The organism is Planctomycetaceae bacterium (genome assembly GCA_041398825.1).
In the GTDB taxonomy this organism is placed as follows: domain Bacteria; phylum Planctomycetota; class Planctomycetia; order Planctomycetales; family Planctomycetaceae; genus F1-80-MAGs062.
This window is the reverse complement of sequence record JAWKTX010000003.1, coordinates 37,135-63,288: the sequence shown is the minus strand read 5'-3', so window position 1 is coordinate 63,288 and position 26,154 is coordinate 37,135. Positions and strand designations below refer to the sequence as shown.

The window sequence follows — 26,154 nt, the reverse complement described above, 5'->3', positions numbered from 1 at the left end:
GTCCGCTTTCCCTGTGCTGCTCAGGCGATCACTCTGCGCCGCTGGCCTGATTCGCGCAAGTGCGACTTCGAATCGGCCCTCTTCGGAACTCTCTGAGACATGATCTCATCTCTGTCATTTTTGGCACATTAAATTGCCAAATTGATCGAAATGAGTATCATCCTGACGTTAGTAGTCGATATCTGCTGGCATTCAGGAACCGAATCTGTTCGTTGCGAAATATCCAATGCAGTTCTCCATCGATCCTCGCGACCGCGAAATTCTCGAATTTATCCACCGGTGTTCCGGTGCGGATATTCCGGAACTTTGCGATCTGCTGGGAGTGACGCGGACGGCAATTCGGCAACGGCTGGCGCGTCTTGAATCCGCCGGGCTTTTGTTTTCGGACTTGCAAAGTCAGACGCGTGGGCGACCACGCCACTGCTATCACCTAAGTCCGGAAGGATTGCATGCCCTCGGTGAAAACTATCGGGAACTTGCGATCGTCCTGTGGAAAACCATTATTGGTGTTGAAGACAGCGAGCTGCGAAGTCGGCTGATCAGTCAGGTTCAGGATGCGTTTGCGAAGCGATATCAGCAGAGTGGGAAAGAGGAATCTAACGTCGATGACCGGGTTCGGCGTCTGGCGTCGGAGTTGAAGGCCAGTGGATTCAGTGTCGAGGCCGAGCGATCTGGCGGTCTTCATATCCTGCGGGAAACCTTTTGTCCGTTTCCGATGCTTGCAGAGATTGACGAGACGATCTGTCAGGTCGAACGTCAGGTTCTGGAGCAGGTCCTTGGGTCTCCTGTCGAGTTTGGAAATCGTTGTCGAGACGGGCATAGTTGCTGCGAGTTTCACGTGAAAAGTGAAGAACCCGCCTCGGGATAAATCGCAGAAATTCAAGTCATTTCAGGGAAACAGACATCGTCGATTGCATCGAATACTGAGGCTGGTAGATTCCGTGACTGCACTTCCCGCACAGGTGGCATCTGGATGGGGTTCAGTCAGTGCAATCGATGTATTTCTCATTGGGTTTTGAAAAGGTTCGAGCGACATGACATGGATTGAAGGTCGGTTCGAGGAGAACGTGATCACGACAACTGTTGAACAAGCCCTGAACTGGGGTCAACAGTCAAGTATCTGGCCGATGACATTTGGCCTGGCATGTTGCGCTATCGAAATGATGGCGGCGGGTGCCAGCAAATATGACATTGACCGTTTTGGGGCAGGTGCCTTCCGGGCAACGCCAAGACAGGCCGATCTGATGATTGTCGCCGGTACGGTGACATTCAAGATGGCCAGCCGGGTGCGTCGTCTCTACGAACAGATGCCGGATCCCAAGTATGTGATTGCCATGGGAGCCTGCACCGTCGGTGGTGGCCCCTATTTCAAGCACGGTTATCACGTCGTCAAGGGCGTTGACCTGGTCGTTCCGGTTGATGTTTATGTTCCGGGATGCCCGCCTCGTCCAGAAGCGTTGCTCGAAGGCCTGATGCGGATTCAGGATAAGATCAAGGCAAGAAAGATCACTCGCGCTGAGCAAACATTGCCAGTGCCACACCACTCGGGTTACTCGGCACTAAACGTCTGAGTTTCCTGAACACGATGGTGCGAAATCAGCGAGGAATGCCACTCCTCAGTTTCGTGTCACACCGGGGTTCAGCCTTGCTGATCCCTTAAAAACTGACTGAACTCCTATTTCGATTCGTCAAAGGTGCTGCGGTCTTGCCGTGGCGCCCACAGGAAGTGCATATCAATGACATCCACATTGCGCATCAGCAATCTTCATGTTTCCGTTGCGGGCACGCCCATTCTTAAGGGCGTGGATATGGAAATTCGTCAGGGCGAAGTTCACGCTTTGATGGGTCCCAACGGCTCTGGCAAAAGCACGCTGGCCTACGCTCTGGCCGGACATCCAAACTACGAGATCACCGACGGCAGCATTGAAGTCGACGGAGTCAACATCACTGAATTCGCGGCTGACGAACGAGCTCGTCTGGGCATGTTCCTGGCCTTTCAGTATCCGGTCGTCATTCCCGGAGTAAAAGTTGCCGACTTCATCCGTCACGCGGTCAGTAACATCCGCAATCCCGATCGCAAAGAAGGCGAAGGCCTGATTGGCATGCGGGAATTTCGCAAGGAAATCAAGTCGAAGATGGAAGAACTGGGGATGGACGTTGAGTTCGCTCGACGATACCTGAACGACGGATTTTCCGGCGGCGAAAAGAAGCGGATGGAGATTCTGCAGATGGCGATGCTGCAGCCCAGGTTCGCCATTCTGGACGAAACGGACAGCGGTCTGGACAGCGATGCCGTGCGAGTGGTCAGCGAAGGCCTCGCAAAGCTCAGCGGCCCTCAGATGGGCGTGTTGATCATCACCCACCACGAACGACTCCTGGAATACAATCCACCCAAATTCACCCACGTCATGCTGGGTGGTCGCATTGTTGAAACCGGCGATGCATCATTGGCTCAGGAACTTCACAACAACGGTTACGCTTCCATTCGTGAACGCCATCCGGACGCCGATGCCGACAACGCGAGGGCTGAAGCAGCGGCGGCTGTGTAACGACATTTGCCCCACGTCCGGTGACAGCCTCTTCCGGTGGAACGGCGTGATGGAAAAGAATGTGCGGGGAATGAATGTGTGATCCGAGAAACAGGTGGCAGTGCCGGCATTCGAGATAAAGGACTGCTCGAATCTGCTGTCGCTCAGCCAAAGGCATCGTTCGAGAAAATCGAACTCTACCGAACGCTGGAATCGAAGGCTGCCGCCTTCTGCTTTTCCACCGTGATGAACCATCCATTCGTGGATGGCAACAAGCGAACAGGCTTTGTAGCAGCAGACACGTTTCTGCGAATCAATGGATACTTTCTTGAGGTCGACCAACAGTTGGGCGAAGAATCGATTCTCCAGCTGGCGTCAGGACAAATGTCGAAAGAGCAGCTCGCAACGTGGTTCGCCGCGAATCTAAGAGCATTAAACAAATAGCTGGTTTCTGAAAACTTCAAACAGAAAACTCATCATGAGCACTGATACACCCACCAAAAGCGAAGTGGCCATTGGCGACTACCAGTTCGGCTTCCACGATTCGACCGACAACTACGAATTCAAGAGTCGCAAAGGTCTGGATCGTGAGATCGTCGCACAGATTTCCGAGATGAAAAAAGAGCCTGCATGGATGCGGGACTTCCGGTTGAAGTCGCTGGAGATCTTCGAATCACGACCTATGCCCAATTGGGGCGGCGACATGTCGGAGCTCGACTTTAACGACATCTACTATTACATGAAGGCCTCCAAAGGTCAGGAACGCAGCTGGGACGATGTTCCGGAAGACATTCGCAAAACCTACGACCGACTGGGGATTCCGGAAGCCGAAAAGAAATATCTGTCCGGCGTGAAGGCTCAGTACGAATCCGAAGTTGTGTACGGCAGCCTGAAAGAGGACCTTGCCAATCAGGGCGTGCTGTTCACCGATACGGATTCCGCTCTGCGAGATCATCCGGAGATCTTCCGCGAACATTTCGCCAAAGTCATTCCGCCGGAAGACAACAAATTCGCGGCTCTAAACAGCGCTGTGTGGTCGGGTGGCAGCTTCATTTATGTTCCGCCGGGCGTTCATATTGAGTTTCCGCTACAGGCGTATTTCCGAATCAACAGCCAGAACATGGGCCAGTTCGAACGGACTCTGATCATTGTGGATGAAGGGGCTTCAGCACATTACGTCGAAGGCTGCACGGCTCCGACTTACAGCAGCGATAGCCTGCACAGTGCGGTGGTGGAAATCATCGTGAAACGTGGCGGCCGATTCCGCTATACGACTATCCAGAACTGGTCAGCGAACGTCTACAACCTGGTCACCAAGCGCGCTATGGCTTATGGCGATTCGCTCATGGAATGGGTCGACGGCAACCTGGGCAGCAAGCTGACGATGAAGTATCCGGCCATTTGGCTGATGGAACCCGGGGCTCGTGGCGAAACTCTCTCGATCGCGTTCGCAGGCAAAGGTCAGCATCAGGACGCAGGAGCCAAGATGGTTCACTGTGCTCCTCACACCAGTAGCCGCATCATCAGCAAGAGTATCAGCAAGGATGGTGGCCGCAGCAGCTATCGAGGCCTTGTCAAAGTGGAAGACGGAGCTCATCACTGCAAGAGTAATGTGGTTTGCGACGCACTGATCCTCGACCCTGCCAGCAAAAGCGACACGTATCCGTACATCGAAGTCGAAGAACAGGACGTCGCCATCGAGCATGAAGCCAGCGTCAGCAAGATTGCTGAAGAGCAGTTGTTCTACCTGATGAGCCGTGGACTGACTGAAGCTGAAGCCAGTGCGATGATTGTCACCGGCTTCATTGAACCTCTGGTTAAAGAGCTGCCCATGGAGTACGCAGTCGAAATGAATCGACTGATTGAACTGCAGATGGAAGGCAGTGTTGGTTAGTTGGCATTGTTGGTTAGTTGACAGTGTTGGTTCTTTGACAGTGTTGGTTCTTTGACAGTGTTGGTTCTTTGACAGTGTTGGTTCTTTGACAGTGTTGGTTCTTTGACAGTGAGTTCCTGGCACGTGCCTCTCACGTTCCGCCCAGAGGAGAACGTCGATGATTGAAGTGGGTCGTGAAAGTGCTGGTGCCATCGCTGCTGCAAATGGACAGCATGTTGCAGTAAAAGTGCCGTGAAGTGAACCAGCTCACGTTGTCATTGACTCAGTGCAGCTTCAGTATCTGCGCGGCGCCGATGAGCTACAGACCCTCATCTGAGTCAGATGAGATCGGCCTTGCACTGCGAGGACGCTGCCTGGCAATGGACGTCGCCGGAGCGGCTATCGAGTAATGTTTTATCTTCGTAATTCCACGGTTTTTGTCCTGCGTGTGCTCAACGCTCCGCAGAGTTGGCAAATATCAGATCAGATCCCGTTTGATCAGTAGAGAACGATGACATCGAATACCAGAACATCGCGAACCGGCTACAACGCCGACACCTTCGAAGAATTCCTGACCACTCGCCATGAAGCGGCGTGGATCACAGACGCTCGCCGGGCTGCCTTCGCGCAGTATCAGGAACTGCTGACGGCAGAACTGGATCCGGAAGAATTCAAACGCGTCGATCTGAGGATCTTTAATGCGGCGAAGTTTCGTCCAACGGCTGACGCAGCGGATGCGTCTCAGATTGGGACGCTGCTGGCGAACGAAACGGAATACGGCGGCAGTATCGGTCATGTCAACGGCCAGATGACACATGCGTCTGTCAACGAGGACATCGCAGCTAAAGGCGTGCTGTTTGGCGACCTGCAAACGCTGTTGACCGAACATCGCGAACTGCTGGAACCTTATTTTATGAAGCAGGCGGTCAAACCGGACGCTGACCGCTTCAGCGCATGGCATGCAGCGTTCTGGACCAGTGGCACGCTTTTGTACGTCCCCAAAGGTGTCGAAGTGGAACTGCCGCTTCACAGTCTGATCGCTCATTCTCAGGATGGCGTGGCCGACTTTGGTCATACACTCATCATTCTGGAGGACGAAGCTCGAGCCACTCTGCTGGAAGAGACGACCTCGTCCGACGAAACCATCAGCGGCCTGCACGTGGGCTGCGTGGAACTGATCGTCGGTAGACATGCAAATCTGCGATACGTTCAGTTGCAGAACTGGAATCAGAACACCTGGCATCTGGCTCATCAGGGCGGCAACGTTGCATCTCAGGGCAACCTGCAGTGGACGGTTGTGGGGCTTGGCAGCAAGCTCAGCCATATCCATCAGGACATCAATCTGAACGGTCGATCTGCGACGGCAGAAGTCAATGGTGTGACGTTCACCAGCGATCGTCAAAAGATCAGCTACTACACTCAGCAGCATCACAAAGCACAGGGAACTCACAGCGACCTGCTTTATAAGGAAGTTCTCCGGGACGAAAGCCGAGTCATTTGGCGAGGCATGATTAAGGTGGATGAAGCGGCTCAGCAAACCGACGGCTATCAGCGAAGCGACGCGTTGATGCTCAGCCGTGATGCACGTTGTGACAGCATCCCCGGCCTGGAAATCGAAGCCGACGACGTCCGGTGCACTCATGGAGCCACCACCGGCCGCGTTGACGAAGAGCAAGTCTTCTATGCTCAAAGCCGAGGCATCAGCGAAAAAGAAGCCATGCACATGATCGTAGAAGGCTTCTTCCAGCAGGTCTACGACCGCATTCCGGTCGAAGTCGTTCGAGAAACACTCAGCCGGACCGTTCAGGGCAAACTGGGCATCGAAGCGATCGGAGCAATCTGATGTGGGAAAAACTAATTGCGACGGACAAGATTGCGCCGGGCGAACGAGAATCAGTCTTCGTTGACGATATTCCGGCCCTTCTGGTACGCATTGAGGACCAGTTCTTCGTTGTGGAGGATGTGTGCACTCACGACGGGCAGCCGCTTACGGACGGACCGCTGAAAGGCCAGTCAATCGTTTGCCCTCGCCATGGTGCCACGTTCGATTTGGAAACCGGCAAAGCGCTTTGCATGCCGGCAACAAAAGCCATCCGATCATTTGGTGTCGAGATCCGTGATGGATTCGTCTGGGCGAGTGCTGAGACTCGCAGGCCGGCAAAGGTCGAGTCTTCCGATGTCGAAGACAGTGGTTCAGACTTCGCCGCCAAAAGTCTGCCGGTTCAGCAGGTCAGTTCAAACGAAGCGGATGTGCAGCAGGTTGTTTTCGACGATGGTGGCGCTGTCAAAGAGCCATCATCGGACTTCGACTTTATTGAAGCATTAAAGCAGGTGATTGACCCGGAATTGATGGTGAATATTGTCGACCTGGGACTTGTCTACGCCGTCTTGCAGGATGAAGAGAACGACCGAAGAGTATGCGTCGAAATGACTCTCACCAGTCCAGCGTGTCCTGCGGGACCGCAGATTGTGCAGCAGGCAAAAATGGCCCTGGAACGACTTCATGATGTGGACGAAGCGTCAATCACTCTGACGATGACGCCGCCCTGGAGCCCTGATCGTATGACCGACGAAGCCAAAGATCAGCTGGGAATCTTCTAGCCTGGCAGCCTGTTGAATAACGGGACTGGCTCGAGCAGGAGACCTGAAAACACGACGGTTTCCGGTCGTCCTGCGTGTCTGTCCCGTTCTTTCAACGGACAGTTAAGCTAATAGCGTCGGACCTCTGACGGTTGCCGTGTTTGGTTGTGATCAGCCTCCATGGTCCTGTTGGCTGGTTCTTCCCCGGATTAAACGGCTCCCCGATTTGAAGGGATGCAGGCTGTACTGACTCAGGGCGGCGCATAAGAACAGCTCGATGCTGAAATGGTCGCATCGAGCTGGAATTCACTGTCTGTGGACTTCGTCCGTCTTGTTCAGTCAAATTCAGTCGGACTTGCCGAAGCACATCACTCGACCATCCAGTGTGGTCAGGAACAACTGTCCCTGAGCACCAGAAAGTCCATCCCAGGCTGGTAGTGTGTCCAGCTGCAGTTCGTGCTCGACTTCTCCGGTGTCGGTTCGTACGGCAAGTAACTTGCCACCAGCCACACCTTCCAGAGCATCATCCTGCTGCTTCAGCAACGTTTGAACTTCCGGATCTCGTTCGGACAGCTGCTGGAATGTCGACTCTTCGTCGATAATGTCAGGAGGGCCCACGATGAACAGGTTCGAACCCGCAAGAACCATCGCACGCACATAAATTGGCACGTCGGCGGTCCATTTGGGTTTCACAAGGCTGTCGCCCGGCTTTTGAGCGTTGTTGTTCGCCCCGCGTCGTCGGCCTGCTCCTGTGCCTGTCAGCTGAATCCCGCGGCCAAACTTCCCCTCCGCCTCTTTGACGTTCTCCAGGGTTCCGTTGGTGCGGTAGGTCGACATATCTCGCGCGGTGCCGTCATCGAAGGTCACAACTAAAGCGGGTTCTCCAGACATTTCTTCGTTGTTGCGGAATCGGTCCAGAACCGCTGCGTCACCAACAGCGGTGAAATACAGCCGCACTTCGTCGATGATCCCAATGAATTGATTCGGCGATTCATAGGTCCCCACCGGCGATCCCGCATCAATTCCAACTTCCAGGCCCTGAGCCGGGTTTTTGGTGAGAACGGACGGCGACTTTCCATCGGCCACGCGTTGGCCATCCACGTATAATCGCATGGCTCCGTCAGAGTCCATCACACCGACGATGTGGTGCCAGCCTCCCACGATTCGCTTCGGACCATTGATGCTGGTCAATTCTCCCCCAGCCCGTACAAGAAAATGAGGCTTCCCGTTTGAAGGGTTAATGCGAATCCTTCGGCGGGACCACCGCGCGCCACAATCACACCATTGGGGGAGGTGGCGGTCATCCAGGCTTCAATCGTGATTTCTTTATTGGCAGGATCCAGTGCCGGTACAATCGGGAATCCTGCAAATGAAGCCCCGCATCCGCATTAGCTCCGTTCCCTTTGCCAAAATTGTCGGGAACCTCCGGTGGAGTTGGAGATGCGGCAAACAACTGATGCTCCATTGTCGTTGTCCATCGCAGATACTCGGGTTTGCGGCCATATCCGTAAACGTATCCATCTCCATTGACCATGATCCGGCCGGACGGAGCATACTTTCCTGCCTGATAATAGCCTCCGTGGCCGCCTGCAAAGTTACGGCCCATCACCCAGTACGATCGATGGAACCACGTATCATCCAAAAATCCCATCGGAGCAAACAGATGCACTCCTTCTCCGCGCTGGGCACCACCCTGTTTCGCGAAATCTCCACTGACCGGACCAATCTCGATTCGATTGCCTTCCAGGTCGAACTTCTGTGAACGCATGTAGACGAACTTTTCGTCACTGCTGAGGATGTCCGGCAGTCCCACCGGCATCTGCAGGATTTGCAGCTTCTCCTGCAGATTGTTTCCGGTTTCAGGATTCGTTTCGTCCATGATGGTTTCGGAGATTTTTCGCCCGGTGGCCAGGTCGAGCCGAAGCAGCCGAAGCCCGCCATCGAGAAAATTACTGCGACCGGAAACCGCCCAGATGATGTTCTCTTTAATCAGGACACTTCCGTGAACCGGCCAGAGCGATTCCAACTGTTCGTATGCCATGGTCCGACGATCCATGGGAGCCGCCCGATACCGCCACACCAGCTGACCGTCGTCCTGATTCAGGCAATAGATCCAGCCATCGGCGCATCCAAAGACGACCCGCCCCTGCTCAATTGTTGGTGGCGAATCGACTCGAGCTCCCGCCGTATATTTCCAGACGCGTTGACCATCGGTTTGATTCAGGGCAAACAAAGTGTGCGTATCAATCTGAGAGACATAAACGCGACCGTCTGCGATCACCGGTGACGTAAGTCGTCCTCCCACTGACGTCCCATTGGGTTTCCAATTTTTGGGTCAATCGGCTGCAGTGATGTACCACTACGATGAGCATCGTGGCGGAATGTTGGCCAATCGTCATTCGGGCCGACTTTCTTCGACGCAAGCGAAGAGGAAAATGCGGGCCCTTGTTCCAGACGCCCTTCCTCGGGAATTTCTGCCGGGATTGGCCGAGTCGGCGCTGTCGGTGCCAGGGCATTGAAACCGTAGAGTTTCGCTTCGGGATAGCAGGCGCAATTGTGCGGCGGCGTGTAAGTGAGCCCATTGCATGGCATCACTCCGTATAAACAGCCTCCCCGAACCCAGTGGTTGATGTCCCAGTGTTCCTGTTCGTAATCGACAAACTCCACTCCAGTTCGCGAAGGGATCAGGAAATTGTCTGTTGCCTTCGCAATGTAGCAACGATGATGAAACCAGTACGTGTCGACATCTGGTGCGAACTCTTTCTTGACTTCGCCGGTGCGTGGATCGCGCCCCGTATAAACTCCGGTGTCCTTCCCGGACGTTGTTGGCGCGCACCAAACTAAACCGTTCACTACCATCAGGTCCTGCGGAGACTGGTACCCGGAATTGGGATGCTGTGCCGTCCATAATTCCCTGCCAGTTGCCGCGTCAACACTGATCATTCGACCGTCTCCGCCGGCGTACAATACGACGTCGTTGTGGATAACCAGTCGAGGCCCGAAATTAAATGTAAACTGTTTGCGACGCGTGACAGGCTCGGAACTCCACGCCATTTCGCCGCTCTTTTGATTCAGGGCAATAACACTTTCGCCATCGTGAAAGTAAACATTGGTGCTGTCAGCGGCGAGCGTCAACGGCGACAGCCCTGATTGCTTCGCCCAAAGCCGCTTTCCGGAGGCAGCTTCGTAGGCCATAATCACACGAGGTTCCTCATTCCAGAAGAACTCCTTCGCAACCTGCCCCTGATCACCAACACGGCCGTTTGCCGGAGCATAATCGGCCAATTCAGCTTTCCCTTTACGGACAACGACAAACAACAGTTCTCCCATATTGATGATTTCTTCTGCACCATCTGTTCCCTCAAAAATCCTGAGGGTCGTGCCTGATGCGGCATCCAGAGCCGTAACGGGTGCGTCAAAGCTCAGGGTTGCAAAGACGGTATCGGCGTTGGAAACGAGTCGCCGCGAGAGCTGAGTCGGGCCGCTTCTTCAAAGGCCATAGATGACTCTGCCAATTCTCCATGTCGCGTTTCCAGAGCACCGTCCCATTAAAAGCATCGCGAGCAATGAGCTTCCATTTGGGAGGCAACTGAATCGACACACGACTCCCTTCATCCATGATGTAAAACATTCGACCGTTGGTACTCACAAGCGCGCTCATGCTGGCCATGCGGTCATGATGACGGGACCAGCGAGGACTACCAACCCATTGCAGATGGCGGGGTGGTGCCACTTCTTCATCATGAGCAACGGCGTTTCCACTGGCGTCGTGCAGATAATGTGACCATTCATCAATGGTTGACGGACGCGGCTTGACTGTCTTTTGCCACTCACCATCACTGCCTTTGATCAGAGCGGTGCCATTGGGAACCAGTACTCTTAAGACCTCGTCCATTGCGATGCCGTCCAGCGACTCCGCCACCAGCAGGTTCACAAGGTTATCGACATAAGGGAGCTGGCTGCCGGCGAGCATCACGACAGAGACGTCGCCGTATTTACCCGAATCGTAAATCACATCGCGGGCTTGCCTAAGTTCGCCCTCGGTTCGCACCAGGCCATGAACCTGAATTGCCGGACCTGCTTTCAGCGCCGCAGTCAGACGGCCATCACCCGCGCCCAGATGTACGATGAAGCCCCCACTGATCTGAGCTTTCTCAAGAATCTCTGCCGCCTGCGTTTCCGCGTCGGCGGCCTGCAACTTTGTATTCGAGACTCCCACTTCCAGCATCAACCCAAGGATCACCAAACTTGTTCGCCACACCATGATCTCGCTCCGGGAAAACTGCGCACGGGCATTGATACTCCGCAAACCAACGGCAGGTACCTCAACTCAATTGCCATCGCAGTGTTCAACGTAATAGATCTGTCTCCCGATTGCGATCAATGAAGCGACCTCAATCATCATCAGGCAATCAAATTGTCCCTCAGCTTCCGCCCGGATCCATACTCAACAAACTATCCGTTAAGCCTGATGTTCCCGGGGTTCGGGATTTCGCTTCTGATGGTTGGCACAATGTCTCCGCCGGGCAGCAAAGTCTGAGGCACCAAAAAGAAAAGGGGTTGATGCCAGAAGCATCAACCCCTTCTTATTCCATCGACCTGTCACCCGGGGATGACAGGACGTTGAATCTCAAAGCAAAGGCTTATTCAGGTTTAGTAGCGTCCGCCACCTCCGCCGTATCCACCTCGACCGCCACCTCGACCGCCGCCACCACCACCGCCGCCGCTTTCGCGAGGACGAGCTTCATTGACGACAATCTGACGACCATCAAGGTCAGAACCGTTGAGAGCACGGATAGCTTCGTCGCCACCAGTTTCCATCTCAACGAAACCGAACCCCTTTGAGCGGCCAGTATCTCGGTCAGTAATTACCTTGGCAGATGTCACGACACCGAACTGGCTGAATGCCTGCTCGAGGCCTTCAGAAGTCGTTGCCCAGGCAAGACTGCCCACAAAAATGTTCTTACTCATCACTAAACCCTGAGCCTTGCAGCTCCCCAAACACCAAATCGCTGCCCCAACGGCAGCTGTTAGAACACAAATTCTCACGGCATCTGTCCGATGTAATCGGCCGGAAGCCATGATCAAAGGGCGTTTGCTGCAGAAGAACTCAAGGCTGAAGAGAACGACGTAATCTACGTGACTATCACCGAGAACACTGATGCACACACCATCTGAACTCATTTTCGACGCTTACACGCCACCGGTGAACCCAGACAACTGAGAATCTAGCTTGTGGAAACATGTTTAGCAATACGTACCAGCAATTCGACCCAAGTTGTAGGGAAAGTATTTGGGCGGAAGCCCGATTGTCACCCGGCTCGGCGATAGCGAGCGTTCTGTTGAGACAATCTGGCGACCTGTTCGGTCAACCGATGGATGATATCTGTCATCACTCGCTGCTGTTTCACGACATGCTCAAGAATCTGCCCCAGATTGTCCAGCTTGTCGTTTTGCAGCTGAAGCTGATCCATTATTGAGTCCGTTGCGCGTACGCCGGTGGATTCCACTCCGTTCTCCTCGCTATCGGCTCTGATGGCAGCCGACAGCAATTCACTCACACCAGTCCGCATGGATCGATCAAGAGTCTCGATGACGGACAGCTCACGCTGAATCGCATCAAGAAGCAATTCCGCTCGCAGATCGCCGCTGTTCTCCGCTTCTGCAATTTCAACCTGACACATCTGAGTCAGCGTATTCAGGTCTGCAGCGGCACGGGATTCACAGAGCCGAAACGTCATTCGGAACGGTCCGACTTCTACCATGTCACCATCGTGCAGGTCAGCGTGACGAGTCGCTTCGCCATTCACGACAAGCTCCGGAGTACGGACCATGGTCGTCCATGTTGCACTGGTCGGCGTGATACGAATGACGGAATGCAACGGGGGCAGTACGCCATCACCCAGACGCAGACAACATTCAGGCCCGCTTCCAATCAGAAAATCACCCATGGGGATGGCATGGCGAGGACACCGACTGTCTCCCATTGCCATTTGGAGCCATGCGACGGAATCGGGGGGCAAAGTTGAATCATTGTTACTCACGACAAATCTCCTGCGTTTAGAGAATCGACTATGCGAATTGTGGATCGTGAGGATTCAACCAAAGATTTGCTAAAGTCGCCGGGTAGCGTTACTCTGACTTTCCGCACACGGCCCTCAGGGTACGACCGTGAGCGACACCGACCGGCAACTATCGCCGATCCGCCCAACCAGTCAGCTGAATGCAGAAACCCTAAATCCCAGGAAAGTCCCCCGATGCGAACGCGTGGTTACATCATCATTCTGACTCTCATCTGCCTGACTGCCACAGGCAACACTGCTCTGTCTGATGTTGGCATAGGAGCCAAACCACCGGGTGATGCCGAAGTCATCATCGATGGGTCTCGCGAAATGCTGGACCAGAAGTGGATCTATTGGGAAGGCCCGCGTTTCTCATCGTCGATGCCAATCAAGTGGAAGATTGTTGAAGATCCGGTTGACGGCGGCACCTGCGTAATGACCGACGATCCGGCGGCCGCAGGAGGCCGGTTTGGAGCGGCAGACATAGTCACGAAAAAGGAATACAGAGACTTCCGGCTCCACATTGAGTTTCTCGTTGCGAAGCCCGGAGGCAATAGTGGCGTCTATCTACAGAATCGGTATGAAATTCAGATTCTTGACGGGGATCAGACATCTCACGGGATGGCAGCGGTCATCAACCAGAGCGAAAGCCCCTATCATGCTTACAACGGCACTGGAAAGTGGAACGCCTACGATATCTTATTTCGGGCCGCACGATTCAAAGATGGCCTGCGGATCCAAAAGGCCATGGTATCCATGTACTTCAATGGCCAGCTGGTTCATGAAAACGTACAGATCCATAAGGTCTGGGGTGGGCCCGCTTCAGGGATCGACGGTGGTAATAATAGCGGCGAAGGAATCACGGACACTCCGGCAGGCCTGAAGCTGCAATGTGAGGGCCACGATGTCCGTTATCGCAACGCATGGATCAAAGAAGTTGATCTGAAAGAAGCGGATACAAGCTTCAAAGAGCCTCTTATTGAGTCCAAACCAGAATAATCGATTGCCAGCTTGATTCAGCCCATGTCCACTTTGCGGCCCCATGATTGTCGATATACTGGACAGGCCTGCCTGATCACTTCTACCTCCATTTCAGCCGCGTCCACAAACCCAGGAGAATCGTAATGACAACGAACAGCAAGTCGAAATCTGTCCCGCATCAGGTCGATCGCCGCAATTTCTTACGTTCCGTTGCAGCGGTCTCGGCCGGTGCTGCATCACTATCCCCTCTCCGAGCCGGTCTGTTCGCCGGTCTGGAAGCAGAACAGACAGCGGAGACAGCTGTTGGCGAGTTCTATAAGTCGTTGACCGATAAGCAACGTCAAGTCATCTGCCTGCCGTTCAACCACGACCTTCGCAACCGAATTAACGCCAATTGGCACATTACGAAGCCGGAACTGGGTGACGATTTCTTTGCAGACTCCCAACGTGGAATTGTTCGCGAGATCCTGAAAGGCATTTCCAGTGAAGACGGTTTCAAGCGGCTGGAAACCCAGATGGATGAGGACGCAGGTGGGCTCGCCTACTTTAGTGTCGCGGTGTTCGGAACTCCTGGTGACGGTAAGTTCGAATTTGAACTCACCGGCCGCCATCTTACCCTGCGTGCTGATGGAAACAGCGTCGATCACGCGGCCTTCGGAGGCCCCATTGTTTACGGGCATGGTGAGGAAGACCCGAAAAAGAATCTTTATTACTACCAGACAGAACAAACAGATAAAGTCTTCAAAGCATTAAGTTCCGAACAGACTCAGAAGGCGCTGGTCGCCAAGGCTCCTCAGGAAGCAGCGGTCCAGATTCAGGGCCAGAACGGCGCCTTCCCGGGTATCAGCGTAGCAGCACTTTCCACCGATCAGCGTGAGCTGGTCAAACAGACTCTGGAAGTATTGCTCGCCCCTTATCGCAAGCAGGATGTGAATGAAGTCATGGAAATCCTGAATGCCTCCGGTGGCATTGAAGGCCTGCATATGGCGTTCTACCAGCAGGGAGACCTGAATGCCGACAAGCAATGGGACATTTGGCGAGTGGAAGGTCCTTCGTTCGTCTGGCATTTCCGCGGCGCGCCGCACGTTCACGCTTACATCAATATTGGCGGTGCTAAAGGATAATAATCGTTCTGCTTCGGTGGCGGTCTGATCATCGGCGGTCGCCCGCGACGCCGAAAGGAGTTCAACAGACAATTTTCGGCCACAGAAGACGCACACGATGAATCTGGATCCTCACTCGCTGCAACGTGGGTGAGGATCTCTCGTTCCGGGATCTTTCGATGTTGCATGATCGAGCCTTTGAATTCTGGCAGCAATCCTTCGAGTGGAACAAGTCTCGTCGTTATTTCCTTGGTGTCGGGGCGGGAATCAGCCCCGGTGCGATGGCTGTACATCGGTTGCTGGCCGAAGACTCGGTGTCAACTAAGACGGCGCCATCGCCCTCCCTCCCGAGCGTTCAGCATTTTCCTGCGAAGGCAAAGAGCATCATCTTTCTGACTCAGTCGGGTGGCCCCTCGCAGATTGAACTCTTCGACCACAAGCCGGACTTAGTGAAATGGGCAGGCCAGGAACTGCCCGACAGCGTCCGTCAGGGTCAGCGGTTAACGACAATGACCGCGAACCAGAAGCAGCTGATCATGCCATCGCGAACGAGGTTTCGCCGTTGCGGAGAAAGCGGTGCGACGATTGGTGAATGGCTGCCACATCTTCAGAACGTGGCCGACGAACTTTGCTTTGTCAAATCCATGACCACTGATCAGATTAATCACGCTCCGGCAATGACGAAGTTTCTGACGGGGCACCAGATTCCGGGAAGGCCCAGTATGGGCGCCTGGGTCAGTTACGGCTTGGGAAGCGAGAACAGAAATCTGCCAGACTATCTCGTCTTGATTTCACGAATGAAACGACCGAGTGATCAGCCTTTGTACGATCACTATTGGGGCAGTGGATTTCTTCCGTCCGGCCATCAGGGAGTCAAACTTCGAAACTCTCAGGATCCCGTCCTGTATCTCCGCGACCCGGAAGGCATGCCCCGCGAAGTGCGACGCCACATGCTGAACGGACTGGCTCAGATGAACCATTTGCACCAGCAGGACACTGGCGATCCGGAAACGGTCACTCGCATCCAGCAATATGAAATGGCCTGGAGAATGCAAACCAGCATTCCCGAACTGAGCGATCTGAGCGACGAACCCGAATCTGTGTTCGAATTGTATGGCTCGGACTCAAGACGCCCGGGCAGCTATGCTTCGAATTGCATCCTGGCACGGCGTCTGGTCGAACGGGGTGTCCGTTTCATACAGCTTTTTCATCCCGACTGGGATCACCACAGTCGTCTCGCCTCATGGTGCACCGCACGGTGTCGAGATACCGATCAGGCCAGTGCGGCCCTGGTTCTCGATCTGAAACAGCGAGGACTTCTGGACGAAACACTCGTTCTTTGGGGTGGGGAATTCGGACGCGGTGTCGCCGGACAAGGTGACTGGAAAAGCCCTGAAGGTGGTCGTGACCATCATCCTCGCTGTTTTACGATGTGGATGGCCGGAGGTGGTGTTCGTTCCGGAATCACATATGGCACGACAGATGACTTCAGCTACAACGTTGTAGACAACCCCGTCCATGTTCGCGACCTGCATGCGACATCACTTCAATTGCTCGGCATCAATCACGAAGTGTTTACCCATCGGCATCAGGGTTTGGATTTTCGACTGACCGGTGTTGAACCGTGCCGTGTCGTCGACGAAATTCTCTGTTAACAAACACCGGCAATGCAGCGACCCCTTCAGCAACCTGAGTTCGAATTCAGCGGAATGGTTACCGCCCGCCACGGATCACCGGGGCTGCGTCGCTCGATTTTCGTCGTCCTTGTGGGCTTTGTACTGCTGGTGTGGCTCTGCGTTCTGCCTCGAGTTGCACAGACGGAATCATTTTCACAGCAGATGCGGTTCTTCGATTCACGAGGAATTGATCCGTCCGCGCGCTATTACACAGACCAGCCAGCCGGATGGAAGAATGCGGACGCCATGGCAGACAAGATGCGAGAGTCTCCTGAGGCCTTCTGGCAGTTTTCACAGGCCTCCAGCCGCACCGAAGCACGACAGGAACAGTCGGCACCGCCTTCCCGAAAGTAGTAATCGAACGTGCAAAACGCGGTGTGTGCGGAAGTTCTTGACTCAGAATTCGGGTTCCTCTAACGTCTCGCTCCGTGCAGGCGTTCGGGAGAAGTCGATGAGCCAAACGGGGAACCGGTAGAGCGGTCCGAACACCGGATTCGCTTAAGCTCAACTCTCTGTTTCCGTAGCCGCATTCGCAGAAGTTCGGCTTCGGCCAACATTCCGGCACAAATCCAATCCGGTTCTGCGACGACAGCGCGTTCCCAAGCTGTTTTTCTTCTCTGGTGCGTCGTCCATCGGCCTCAGATCAGAAGTCAGTTCGTCACACTTGCACCTGCAGTGTTCTTAACCTCGTCCACGAAAGTTGTATTGAAAATGGCTGATCTGATCGTTCCTCATGGTGGTTTGTCTGAGCCCGTCTGCTGCACCGTTAGCGAGCAGGAACGAGCCGCGTTTCTGGCTGAAGCAGAATCGCTCACAAAGGTCCCGGTTTCTGCTGCCGATCTGTCCAGTGTTTACCGAATCGCTGATGGTACGCTGAGTCCCCTGACTGGACCGATGAATTCACAGCAGTGGAACCAGGCACTTGATGAGGCAACTATCACATCCGGCGGTGCCAAATATGCATGGACAATTCCCATTGCGTTTCCTGTCGCAGCAGACCTGGCAAGCCAACTGTCTGCAGGACAAAAAGTAGCGTTGACAAATCCTGCCGGAGAAATTGTCGCCACCGTCGACATCAATGATGTCTACGAGTGGGACAAACCGAAGTATCTGAAGAGCGTCTACCTGACTGATCGCACAGACCACCCGGGTGCCGATATGGTTCTTGTCAATGACAAGGATATGACTCACCTGATCGGCGGGAGTCTGAAAGCACTGCCACAGCCCAAAAATCCCCACTTCGGAAAGTACGTGCTCACACCACGTGAGGTGCGAGCGAAACTGGCCGAGCAGGGCTGGGATGCTGTCGTCGCGTTCCAGACGCGAAATCCCCTGCACCGTGCCCATGAATACGCGCTGGTTCACGGCCTTGAAGAATTGTTGAGAGCCGGAAAGAACGCTGGCGCCGTACTGAATCCGCTGATCGGTGAAACCAAAGGCGACGATGTGAGCGCGGAAATCCGCATGGAAACCTATGAAAAGCTGATCGCAACACGTGGTTTGGGTGAAGGCGACAGTGACGCAGAACTGTGGAAGGACCGCTCAGACAGTGTTCCCGACCGGGTCCTGCTGCTGGGGCTGGACATCAAGATGTTCTACGGTGGTCCAAAGGAAGCCATTATGCATGGCATTTACCGGCAGAACATGGGCTATACCCATATCGTAATCGGCCGCAAACATGCCGATGCACCGTTCAAAGACGGAACTGCGATCTGGGGTGACTTTGATGCTCAGGAAATCTTCAACAACCTCAATGGCGATCTGAAAATCTCCCCAATCAATGTTGGCTTTGCTGCTTACTATGATTCCATTGGTCGAGTTGATCTGATGGAAAAGCACAAAGATGAAAAGCCAGTGTTCATCTCCGGAAAAGATGTTCGCGCGACTCTTCAGAAGGGAGAGTTGGTCGATCCGCGTATCATGCGAGAAAGCACTTCCCAGATTCTGGCCGCTGCCATGAAAGTTGGCTAACCCGGACAGATGCCGAAACGCGATGAGCGACTGTTTGCCATCAGGCTGACTCGGCCGAATTTTAAAGGGCTCGCTTGTGATTCTTCGCAGGCGAGCCTTTTTTTGCGCATCAGCAAGATGCGCACCATCAGCGGCGATTCACGAAATGGCTGCCATCGTCAGGGGCGTATGCAGAATCGGCAGAATACCCACGCGGTGGACATACGACACCGGATCTGCGAAAACGCTGCGGCAATGCTGGTGGTCCCAGCAGCTTCGGGCCGGCGAATGCGAAACAATCTCACTTCTTTCTCATGTGGATCCTGACAGGAAGTACTGGAATGGACGAATTCATTAAGCTCGTGACCGAACAACTGGGCATTAACGCGACAGAAGGCAGATCAGCGACAGGCGGGGTATTGAACTTCATCCGCGAACAGGTGGGTGATGCGTTGTTTCATCAGATCAGTCAGCAATTGCCAGGTGCTCAGTCGCTGGCCTCCAGTGCCCAGGCCACATCAGATGAGACCGGTGGCGGCTTGTTAGGTTCAATCACTTCTGTGGCCGGATCATTGCTGGGAGGCAAGGTCGGCAGTCTTGCTACCATTGCTTCGATCCTGAGCAAGAGCGGCATCGGACTCGAGAACTCCTCAAAATTCATTTCGATGCTGATGAACTTCCTGCGGGATAAGCTCGGCGACGACACATTCTCCGCTCTGGCAGCAAAGCTACCAGAGCTTGCCGCTGACAAGTCGTAATCCACGATGCAAGTCGTCGATCTGTAACGCAGGCTTGATGGAGTTCATCACTCCTGATTTGCTGAAATCGGCTCGGACTTCAAAGTCACCGAATGCACGCCATTTCCCTGTTTCGAGGTTTTTGACAACGGCACCAGCAATGGCAAAGAAGGCAGTCAAGACAGCAACATCGTCCAAACGTGCCGGCGACGCGAACGGCGCGGAAGCAAGCGTCAACGCGGCCTCGCCAGTTCGTCGCAGACAATCTCCGCCTCCCGAAGAACGCTACCAAACGGAGCTCGCATTTTTGCGAGCATGGGACGGCGCGGATCGACCAGAAGGCTGGCATCTTTCACCACATGCCGTCGTCTTGTTCATCTGCGGTAGTCGAGGTGAAAAACTGAAATTGCCCGCTGGTTCGGACGGTGACCTGCCATCGCAGCTGGTGATTCCCGAAAAGTTTGTGGGCGACAGAGCCATTGTGGAGCGGTGCGTGGTCACGCTGGCCGGCGAACGAGGTTTGCTGCTTGTTGGTGAACCCGGAACCGCAAAATCAATGCTGTCAGAATTGCTGAGTGCAGCCATTTCCGGTACCAGCGCGCTGACAATTCAGGGAACTGCGGGCAGCACCGAAGACCATTTCCGATACTCATGGAACTATGCGAAACTGCTGGCGAATGGCCCCGGCGAAGATGCACTTGTCCCATCACCCATCATGCTCGGCATGCGATCGGGAAGGCTCGTCCGCGTGGAAGAAGTCACCCGATGCCTGCCGGAAGTCCAGGATGCTTTGATATCGCTGCTCTCCGAACGTCGTTTGATGGTGCCTGAACTACATGGTGACTCAGGCAGCGTATTTGCCGCGCCAGGTTTCAACCTGATCGCAACGGCGAATCTTCGGGACAAGGGTGTTTCAGAAATGTCTGCAGCTTTGAAGCGCCGATTCAATTTTGAAGTCATCTCGCCGATCGCCGAGCATGCGAGAGAAGTGGATCTTGTCCGACGACAAAGTACCGCTCTGCTTGCAGAATCAAAGATCACGCAGCCGGTAGATGACGGTTTACTGGAGGCCATGGTCACTGCATTTCGGGATCTGCGAGAGGGCCGGACCGTGGAAGGCTGGACGGTGGAGAAACCAGGAACAGTGATGAGCACAGCGGAAGCCGTCGCCATCGCAGCTTCGATTGGTCGCCAGACGTGCTTTTTTCCGAGTCAGAAGGACCCACTGAGCCTTTTGCCCGGGCATCTTCTGGGAGTCGTGCTGAAGGATGATGCCCAGGATCGGGCAAGACTGCTGGCGTATTGGGATAGCGCGGTAGCGCGTCGAGCGAAAACAGGAAGCAGCCTCTGGAAGCGTCTTTCGGAATTGCGAAAGGAGCTGGAAGAACAGTAACTGCCAGTCACCTGTCGCAGTTTCAGCGAATCGAATTTGTCTCCGTATTCTCCGCTGTATTTTCGATTTGGACCACTCGCTGCAATATCATTTTCTCAGGTGTGACTACTGCGGCAATCCAGTCGTCGTCGATTTGTGATCCTTCGTAAACGATGCGGCCGTCGAATAGGACCGGCATCTTCCCATATGCGGTCTGGTCTGCTGCGGTTCTTCCTGACATCGCATTCTCTGACATCGCCTTCTCTACGGTAGCTGGAAGCACAAAAGGATTACGGCTTAGCATCCGCTCAAGCTCCGCTTCATCTACAACAAGAGGAAGAACTGCCTGCGTCAACCGACCCGTGGACTCCGTTGAAACGGAATCCCCGGATTGGTTTCTCCCGAAGCTTGTTGCGATACCCGAACCGGCCAACAGCGAAGTTCGCAGCTTCGCCGTGTCGGCCCTTTCAAATTCTGGAGTTGAGTCATCTGCTCCCGGGAGAAATGCATAAAGCAGCACTCCCAGCCCAAACGTGAGTGCACACACGGTCGTCAGGAACTGCCCCGAAGTCAGTCTTGTGCCTTTCATCGCATTGCTCCCGCGACCGTGCTGGTCAGGAGCGATGGTGATGCATGGACAATGCTCAGCGACATGGAAATGGTCTGATAATCCTGCCCTGGTTCCTGAGCTTGAATCAGAAGTTCGTCGATGTCAAACAGTCGCTCCATCTGTCGCATCCTGAACAGAAATCGACAGAGTCCTTCGTATGTCGATGTACCGGTCAGCTGAATCTGAGTGCGATAGAGCTCACCAACCGGCAGGACATCCCCCCGCTGAAACTCGTGAATCTGAATATCATTCTCATCAGCGATGGAGACCACCTGTTCAAGAAATCGAACTTCATCTGCGTCGTCAGGTATTCTGCCGTGCAGCGTGACCAGCAAATTCTGCAGGCGTATTTCTTCCTCGCAGAGGCCCTCCATTTGCTGCTGCAGATTCTTGAATTCAGCGAGCAGCACTTGCTGATCCTGATCAATGAGGCACACCGCGGCCTGACGCTCGCGATAGTAGGCTTCGATCGCGAGAAACATCAAAAGGCCTGAAACGACGCAAACGAATGCGCAAATTGTATTCCCCCACTGATTGAGCCGGTGACACCGATGATCTGCCTGTCCGCCGAAGAAGATCATGATGATCGCTCCCGGCGAGTGCACTCGACGACAAATTCTCGCTGAAAAGCACTGTCTTCCGTCACAGGAGCAGTCGATCGCAGTTGCACAAGATCAAAAACACCGCTGTCTCGTAACGCACTGACAAATTGCGTTGTGCTGATGTCGGTGTCTGCGTGACCGATGAGTTCAACCGTACTTCGGATCCATCCGGGATCATCAAGACATGACTGCGTATGGGCCTGCAGGAAAGATTCTCCGGACACGGCAGCGGTGCAGATCCGGCTGGTTTCAGATGGTAAACACTGTCTTGAATGGGTGATCCGCATAGAGACGACCACCAAACTCGCATCTGTCTTGCTGGACGCAAAATGTACAGCTCTAATCCAGCGTAATGGGTCGGGGGTTGGCTGAGAATGATGATAGTGATTCAGATCATTCGTTAATGCGTTGACGCGTGCACCAGACTCTGAAACGTTCTGCACCAGCGTTCGAACGGCCATTGCAGAGGCCGCATTGGCGGCATTCCGGCGAGCAAGTTTTCGGTAATCATTCTCTCGCAAGGTGATGAGCCCGGCACACGTGACCAGAAGAACCACGCCCACCCGGAGCCAGCGTGTCGTCAGGACCCTCAGAAGGTGTTTTTGTCGTACATCAAACGGCAGAAGATTTAGTGCGTGATTCATTGGATCTCCTGTGAAGCGGACAACGCCAGAGCGACTGCCGATTCTCCCCAGACCATGGGGACCATGTTGATGTCGCTGCTTCCCTCCGCACTGTCAGGAGAAGAACAAATCTTCCACACGAATGACTCGATATTTACTTCGAGTTCCAGAATTTCCGCGATTCCGGGGACGATGCTTCCTGGACCGATCACAATGATTTCTGAAGGGACAATTCTGAATCCAGGTCGCGAAGAATATGCAATGGTCTTCAGAATCTCTTCTGCAATATTCACTGCCCAGTTGCGGCATGATTCCACCAGGGTTCTGAGTAGCCGATCCGAAGCACGCACTGGCAGGTTACGGCTGAGGCCACGCATCATTCGCAGCACATCTGACTGCGGCATTCCCAGTAAACTGGCTAGCGGCTGGACCAGCGAACGGAGCCCATTCCGGACAGGAACGCGTGCCAGCATCGGAATCCCGTGTGTGACCAGTGTGTAAGTGCAGCCGTACCATCCAGCGTGAACAGCAATCGCTGCAGCCGCATCGCTGTTGCTGCCGGTTCCAACGATGTTCAGCAGGGAGTACTCGTCTTCATGACAGGCCGGAGGATCGAGTCGTCGTTTTGCTTCCCGGTAGATGTTGACTGCCCTCGCGGATGCCGTTGGAATAGTGTCGATCGCATTAAGCGAGAAACCACCGTCTCCAAACAGGCTCACCACCTGTCCGATGGCATAAGGATTACCAATGATCGCATTGACCGGAACAAGATTGTGATGTGTGGAGTATTCGACAGGAATGGTCCAGAAGTCGAACAACGGATCGCGCATTCCGCCCGATTCCAGTTCTCTCTGCACCAGCAGACGCATTTCCTCCGGCGGTGCCTCGGGCAGATACATTACTCGAAGATCACACAACTCCATTGGCAGTACGCACTTGACGGAAGGTGTATTTGCACCGGCCGTCAGCATCAGTAGATCCGTTGAAGCGACCGGCAACATCGCGGCGGTAACCGGCTGCGATTCTGAAGAAGCGTCTGATGCGGCTGGATGCTGCATGTACCGATCAAGACGTGCATTCCACTGGCCGTCGGCAAACTCCGCCTGCGCACAGGCTATGCCCGACGCATCGAACTCAATTCCGATGCATCCGGTCGATCGCCGCGCCATATACTGTCGACCTGACGCGGCTTGAAAATGGAGTGCGGGTGACATTCTCAGCGGTGCCTGAGTGCGGGTTCTGAAGGTTGGCCATCCATACAGATTTCGCCCCGTATGTGATGAAAACATAGTGCGCATAATTTCAGCCACCGCCTGGTTGCTCGGTCAACGACAACGTTTGTGGCCTTTTGGAAACCTGTTTCGAAGCAGACTACCGGATGTATCGATTGCGCGGCTTTCACGCGCCCACTTATTTGCGTTTCAAGCCGCGCGACTTTATGGTGCCCGCCAGTATTGCCGCCCTCAGAAATGCTCCTGCCCAAGAGGAACGAACGGAATGAAAACCTTGTTTTCAACGATCGCCATCATCATCCTGACTCTCTTCTACACGCGCGCAGATGCGGCAGAACGCCCGAATATTGTCTGGATCAGCTGCGAAGATATCAGTGCACACCTTGGTTGCTATGGTGATCCGAATGCCACGACACCCCGGCTTGATGGCCTGGCAACGCAGGGCGTACGTTACACCAACGCATATACCTGCCACGGAGTGTGCGCCCCGAGTCGGACCGGCATTATCACCGGAATGCACCCCATTAGTCTGGGTGCCAACCACATGCGGTCCAAAGCAAACCTGCCGGATCACGTCAAATGCTTCCCGCAGTATCTTCGAGAGGCTGGTTATTACTGCACAAATAACAGCAAGACAGACTACAACCTGAATTGGCCTCAGAAGCTGGTCTGGGATGAATCTTCCAATCGCGCGCACTGGAAGAACCGCCCCAGCAAAGAAAAACCGTTCTTCGCGGTCTTCAACCTGACGATGACCCACGAAAGCAAGATCTGGCCAGAAGGCTGGGCCGGAGTTGTCCGTGACCTGCCAGAAACAGAAAAGCACGACCCGTCGAAGATTACGGTTCCTGAATTGTATCCGGATACCGACGAAGTCAGGAATGCCTTCGCGAGGCTACTGGACATCATCACGGTGATGGATAAGCGAGTCGGTGAATTGCTCGACGAAATTGATCAGGCCGGACTCGCTGACGACACGATTGTTATTTTCTGGTCGGATCATGGCAACGGGTTTCCCCGGGCAAAGCGATGGGTTTACGACACCGGCACCCGCGTTCCCATGATTGCACGAATTCCTGAAAAATGGCGCGTTGGCGAACAGGGGCAGCCAGGCAGCGTTGATGATCGTCTGATTAATCTGATTGACCTGGGACCAACGGTATTGAACCTGACAGGTATCGCCACGCCCGAGCATATGCATGGTCAGGCATTTCTTGGACGCAACCTGCCGGAGAATCGTGAGTTTGTCCATGCCTCGCGAGATCGCGTCGACGAACGAATGGATATGGTCCGCTCTGTTCGTGACAATCGATTTCGGTACGTCCGCAATTTGATGCCCTGGCGGTGTGCGTTGCAGAATATTACGTATTCCGAGCGAAGCGTCGTACGACAGGAAATGCGCCGTTTGCTCGCAGATGGCACTCTGAAGCCCGAATCCGCACAGTTCTTTCAGGCTCCCCGCGCTCCGGAAGAACTTTACGATCTACAGAATGATCCGTGGGAACTTCATAACCTGGCAGATTCACCGGCACATAGAGAGTCACTCCAGCGGTTGCGGTCAGAATGTGACCGCTGGCAACTCGAATCGAGGGACGCCCATCTGCTTCCCGAATCGCTGCTCGCCCAGGAAGAAGATCAGATCGGCAATCGATGGCAGATCCTGCACGGACAAGACGGCGATTCCCGCACTCAACGCCTTTTGAATCTGGCGAAGGTCGCATCGACCACTGCGGTTGATGGTGCCACTTTGATTCAGTCGGGATTGAAATCAGAAGATGCAGTGGAACGCTGGTGGTCGATGATGGCGCTCGCCCACCAAACTGATGCCGGGGAGCATGCTTCCGTATTCAGATTCGGAATGCACGATCCCGATCCAACAGTTCGAATCGCAGCGGCTCGCGGGCTTCGCTTAGCTGGTCTGGGATCCGAAGCCTGGCCCTTGCTCGCAAATGAACTCAAGAATGAAAGCAGCTTTGTTCAGTATGCAGCCATCCTGGAGATCGACGAATCCGGAATCGACGCCATTCGTGTCGCGGCCCCTCTGATCCGGGAGTTGGGCAAAAGCGAGTATGTCGGGCGGTTGGCTGTTCATTCTCTGGAGCAACTCCCAACGGCCGGGAAGTAACCTCCCGGGCAGTTCAGGGGGAATTCCTGGGAGCAATTCGGAGGTGCAATTCAACCTGAAGAATGCTGTCCAAGCAGGCTGCTGCAGATCGGCATCGAAT

General features: G+C 54.3%; 25 protein-coding genes. 15 read left to right on the top strand and 10 right to left on the bottom strand.

Annotated features, from left to right (window positions below; all coding sequences use genetic code 11):
• The first annotated feature begins 226 nt into the window (after positions 1-226).
• The 7 genes from R3C20_06705 to R3C20_06675 all read left to right on the top strand — a co-directional run bounded on the left by R3C20_06705 (position 227) and on the right by R3C20_06675 (position 7,002).
• A complete protein-coding gene (locus R3C20_06705; protein MEZ6040176.1) occupies positions 227-868 on the top strand; it encodes a winged helix-turn-helix transcriptional regulator in 642 nt (213 codons plus the stop codon).
• Between the two features lie 166 nt (positions 869-1,034).
• Positions 1,035-1,571: an NADH-quinone oxidoreductase subunit B family protein gene (locus tag R3C20_06700; GenBank protein MEZ6040175.1), complete on the top strand. Its 537-nt coding sequence runs from the start codon at positions 1,035-1,037 to the stop codon at positions 1,569-1,571.
• Between the two features lie 165 nt (positions 1,572-1,736).
• A complete protein-coding gene (gene sufC, locus R3C20_06695; GenBank protein ID MEZ6040174.1) occupies positions 1,737-2,549 on the top strand; it encodes a Fe-S cluster assembly ATPase SufC in 813 nt (270 codons plus the stop codon).
• Positions 2,550-2,627: 78 nt separating this feature from the next.
• Positions 2,628-2,972, top strand: a complete 345-nt coding sequence (locus R3C20_06690) for a type II toxin-antitoxin system death-on-curing family toxin (GenBank protein MEZ6040173.1) — start codon at positions 2,628-2,630, stop codon at positions 2,970-2,972.
• Positions 2,973-3,006: 34 nt separating this feature from the next.
• Positions 3,007-4,422 carry a Fe-S cluster assembly protein SufB gene (gene sufB / locus R3C20_06685; GenBank protein ID MEZ6040172.1) on the top strand — a complete coding sequence of 472 codons (1,416 nt, stop codon included), beginning with the start codon at positions 3,007-3,009 and terminating at the stop codon, positions 4,420-4,422.
• Between the two features lie 490 nt (positions 4,423-4,912).
• Positions 4,913-6,244: a Fe-S cluster assembly protein SufD gene (sufD, locus tag R3C20_06680; protein MEZ6040171.1), complete on the top strand. Its 1,332-nt coding sequence runs from the start codon at positions 4,913-4,915 to the stop codon at positions 6,242-6,244.
• Positions 6,244-7,002, top strand: a complete 759-nt coding sequence (locus R3C20_06675) for an iron-sulfur cluster assembly protein (protein MEZ6040170.1) — start codon at positions 6,244-6,246, stop codon at positions 7,000-7,002. The genes sufD and R3C20_06675 overlap by 1 nt, the downstream gene beginning before the upstream one ends.
• Before the next feature lie 324 nt (positions 7,003-7,326).
• On the opposite strand, the gene R3C20_06670 is transcribed toward R3C20_06675, so the two are convergent.
• The 6 genes from R3C20_06670 to R3C20_06645 all read right to left on the bottom strand — a co-directional run bounded on the left by R3C20_06670 (position 7,327) and on the right by R3C20_06645 (position 13,025).
• Entirely contained in the window at positions 7,327-8,223 is an 897-nt protein-coding gene (locus R3C20_06670) for a LamG-like jellyroll fold domain-containing protein (GenBank protein MEZ6040169.1), read from the bottom strand.
• A gap of 58 nt (positions 8,224-8,281) precedes the next feature.
• Positions 8,282-9,262: a PQQ-binding-like beta-propeller repeat protein gene (locus tag R3C20_06665; protein ID MEZ6040168.1), complete on the bottom strand. Its 981-nt coding sequence runs from the start codon at positions 9,260-9,262 to the stop codon at positions 8,282-8,284.
• A complete protein-coding gene (locus R3C20_06660) occupies positions 9,259-10,380 on the bottom strand; it encodes a PQQ-binding-like beta-propeller repeat protein (protein MEZ6040167.1) in 1,122 nt (373 codons plus the stop codon). The genes R3C20_06665 and R3C20_06660 overlap by 4 nt, the downstream gene beginning before the upstream one ends.
• A 16-nt stretch (positions 10,381-10,396) precedes the next feature.
• The gene (locus R3C20_06655; GenBank protein MEZ6040166.1) at positions 10,397-11,245 is read right to left on the bottom strand and encodes a class I SAM-dependent methyltransferase; all 849 of its coding nucleotides are present in this window, start codon (positions 11,243-11,245) and stop codon (positions 10,397-10,399) included.
• A gap of 389 nt (positions 11,246-11,634) precedes the next feature.
• Positions 11,635-11,952 (bottom strand): RNA-binding protein, encoded by a 318-nt coding sequence (locus R3C20_06650; protein MEZ6040165.1) that lies wholly within the window; start codon positions 11,950-11,952, stop codon positions 11,635-11,637.
• Between the two features lie 341 nt (positions 11,953-12,293).
• Positions 12,294-13,025 (bottom strand): FHA domain-containing protein, encoded by a 732-nt coding sequence (locus tag R3C20_06645; protein MEZ6040164.1) that lies wholly within the window; start codon positions 13,023-13,025, stop codon positions 12,294-12,296.
• 213 nt (positions 13,026-13,238) lie between these two features.
• Between R3C20_06645 and R3C20_06640 the strand changes: the two genes are divergently transcribed.
• From R3C20_06640 to R3C20_06610, 7 genes are all read left to right on the top strand, one after another.
• The gene (locus R3C20_06640) at positions 13,239-14,042 is read left to right on the top strand and encodes a DUF1080 domain-containing protein (GenBank protein MEZ6040163.1); all 804 of its coding nucleotides are present in this window, start codon (positions 13,239-13,241) and stop codon (positions 14,040-14,042) included.
• Between the two features lie 125 nt (positions 14,043-14,167).
• Positions 14,168-15,148 carry a DUF3500 domain-containing protein gene (locus R3C20_06635; GenBank protein MEZ6040162.1) on the top strand — a complete coding sequence of 327 codons (981 nt, stop codon included), beginning with the start codon at positions 14,168-14,170 and terminating at the stop codon, positions 15,146-15,148.
• Between the two features lie 158 nt (positions 15,149-15,306).
• Positions 15,307-16,782, top strand: coding sequence for a DUF1501 domain-containing protein (locus R3C20_06630; protein MEZ6040161.1), 1,476 nt, complete (start codon positions 15,307-15,309; stop codon positions 16,780-16,782).
• 12 nt (positions 16,783-16,794) lie between these two features.
• Complete coding sequence (locus R3C20_06625; protein ID MEZ6040160.1) at positions 16,795-17,157, top strand: hypothetical protein; 363 nt, start codon at positions 16,795-16,797, stop codon at positions 17,155-17,157.
• Positions 17,158-17,514: 357 nt separating this feature from the next.
• Positions 17,515-18,774: a sulfate adenylyltransferase gene (locus R3C20_06620; GenBank protein MEZ6040159.1), complete on the top strand. Its 1,260-nt coding sequence runs from the start codon at positions 17,515-17,517 to the stop codon at positions 18,772-18,774.
• A gap of 320 nt (positions 18,775-19,094) precedes the next feature.
• Positions 19,095-19,511 (top strand): DUF2780 domain-containing protein, encoded by a 417-nt coding sequence (locus tag R3C20_06615; protein ID MEZ6040158.1) that lies wholly within the window; start codon positions 19,095-19,097, stop codon positions 19,509-19,511.
• 139 nt (positions 19,512-19,650) lie between these two features.
• On the top strand, positions 19,651-20,883 hold the full coding sequence (locus tag R3C20_06610) for an AAA family ATPase (protein MEZ6040157.1): 1,233 nt from the start codon (positions 19,651-19,653) through the stop codon (positions 20,881-20,883).
• Between the two features lie 22 nt (positions 20,884-20,905).
• Here the strand turns inward: R3C20_06610 and R3C20_06605 are convergent, their stop codons facing one another.
• The 4 genes from R3C20_06605 to R3C20_06590 form a co-directional block, all read right to left on the bottom strand.
• The gene (locus R3C20_06605) at positions 20,906-21,451 is read right to left on the bottom strand and encodes a hypothetical protein (protein ID MEZ6040156.1); all 546 of its coding nucleotides are present in this window, start codon (positions 21,449-21,451) and stop codon (positions 20,906-20,908) included.
• Positions 21,448-21,954, bottom strand: coding sequence for a type 4a pilus biogenesis protein PilO (gene pilO, locus R3C20_06600; GenBank protein MEZ6040155.1), 507 nt, complete (start codon positions 21,952-21,954; stop codon positions 21,448-21,450). The genes R3C20_06605 and pilO overlap by 4 nt, the downstream gene beginning before the upstream one ends.
• A 95-nt stretch (positions 21,955-22,049) precedes the next feature.
• Positions 22,050-22,718 carry a hypothetical protein gene (locus R3C20_06595; GenBank protein ID MEZ6040154.1) on the bottom strand — a complete coding sequence of 223 codons (669 nt, stop codon included), beginning with the start codon at positions 22,716-22,718 and terminating at the stop codon, positions 22,050-22,052.
• A complete protein-coding gene (locus R3C20_06590) occupies positions 22,715-23,911 on the bottom strand; it encodes a hypothetical protein (protein MEZ6040153.1) in 1,197 nt (398 codons plus the stop codon). Before R3C20_06590 ends, R3C20_06595 begins: the two co-directional genes overlap by 4 nt.
• Before the next feature lie 283 nt (positions 23,912-24,194).
• On the opposite strand from R3C20_06590, the gene R3C20_06585 reads away from it, so the two are divergent.
• A complete protein-coding gene (locus tag R3C20_06585) occupies positions 24,195-26,054 on the top strand; it encodes a sulfatase-like hydrolase/transferase (GenBank protein ID MEZ6040152.1) in 1,860 nt (619 codons plus the stop codon).
• The last annotated feature ends 100 nt before the right edge of the window (positions 26,055-26,154 follow it).

Coding starts and splice junctions, on each gene's coding strand:
- R3C20_06640 (MEZ6040163.1), top strand. CDS start 13,239: ATGCGAACGCGTGGTTACATCATCATTCTGACTCTCATCTGCCTGACT.
- R3C20_06595 (MEZ6040154.1), bottom strand. CDS start 22,718: ATGAATCACGCACTAAATCTTCTGCCGTTTGATGTACGACAAAAACAC.
- R3C20_06585 (MEZ6040152.1), top strand. CDS start 24,195: ATGAAAACCTTGTTTTCAACGATCGCCATCATCATCCTGACTCTCTTC.
- sufB (MEZ6040172.1), top strand. CDS start 3,007: ATGAGCACTGATACACCCACCAAAAGCGAAGTGGCCATTGGCGACTAC.
- R3C20_06590 (MEZ6040153.1), bottom strand. CDS start 23,911: ATGTCACCCGCACTCCATTTTCAAGCCGCGTCAGGTCGACAGTATATG.
- R3C20_06700 (MEZ6040175.1), top strand. CDS start 1,035: ATGACATGGATTGAAGGTCGGTTCGAGGAGAACGTGATCACGACAACT.
- sufD (MEZ6040171.1), top strand. CDS start 4,913: ATGACATCGAATACCAGAACATCGCGAACCGGCTACAACGCCGACACC.
- R3C20_06655 (MEZ6040166.1), bottom strand. CDS start 11,245: ATGGTGTGGCGAACAAGTTTGGTGATCCTTGGGTTGATGCTGGAAGTG.
- R3C20_06620 (MEZ6040159.1), top strand. CDS start 17,515: ATGGCTGATCTGATCGTTCCTCATGGTGGTTTGTCTGAGCCCGTCTGC.
- R3C20_06635 (MEZ6040162.1), top strand. CDS start 14,168: ATGACAACGAACAGCAAGTCGAAATCTGTCCCGCATCAGGTCGATCGC.
- R3C20_06675 (MEZ6040170.1), top strand. CDS start 6,244: ATGTGGGAAAAACTAATTGCGACGGACAAGATTGCGCCGGGCGAACGA.
- pilO (MEZ6040155.1), bottom strand. CDS start 21,954: ATGTTTCTCGCGATCGAAGCCTACTATCGCGAGCGTCAGGCCGCGGTG.
- sufC (MEZ6040174.1), top strand. CDS start 1,737: ATGACATCCACATTGCGCATCAGCAATCTTCATGTTTCCGTTGCGGGC.
- R3C20_06705 (MEZ6040176.1), top strand. CDS start 227: ATGCAGTTCTCCATCGATCCTCGCGACCGCGAAATTCTCGAATTTATC.
- R3C20_06610 (MEZ6040157.1), top strand. CDS start 19,651: ATGGCAAAGAAGGCAGTCAAGACAGCAACATCGTCCAAACGTGCCGGC.
- R3C20_06615 (MEZ6040158.1), top strand. CDS start 19,095: ATGGACGAATTCATTAAGCTCGTGACCGAACAACTGGGCATTAACGCG.
- R3C20_06605 (MEZ6040156.1), bottom strand. CDS start 21,451: ATGAAAGGCACAAGACTGACTTCGGGGCAGTTCCTGACGACCGTGTGT.
- R3C20_06650 (MEZ6040165.1), bottom strand. CDS start 11,952: ATGAGTAAGAACATTTTTGTGGGCAGTCTTGCCTGGGCAACGACTTCT.
- R3C20_06625 (MEZ6040160.1), top strand. CDS start 16,795: ATGCAGCGACCCCTTCAGCAACCTGAGTTCGAATTCAGCGGAATGGTT.
- R3C20_06630 (MEZ6040161.1), top strand. CDS start 15,307: ATGTTGCATGATCGAGCCTTTGAATTCTGGCAGCAATCCTTCGAGTGG.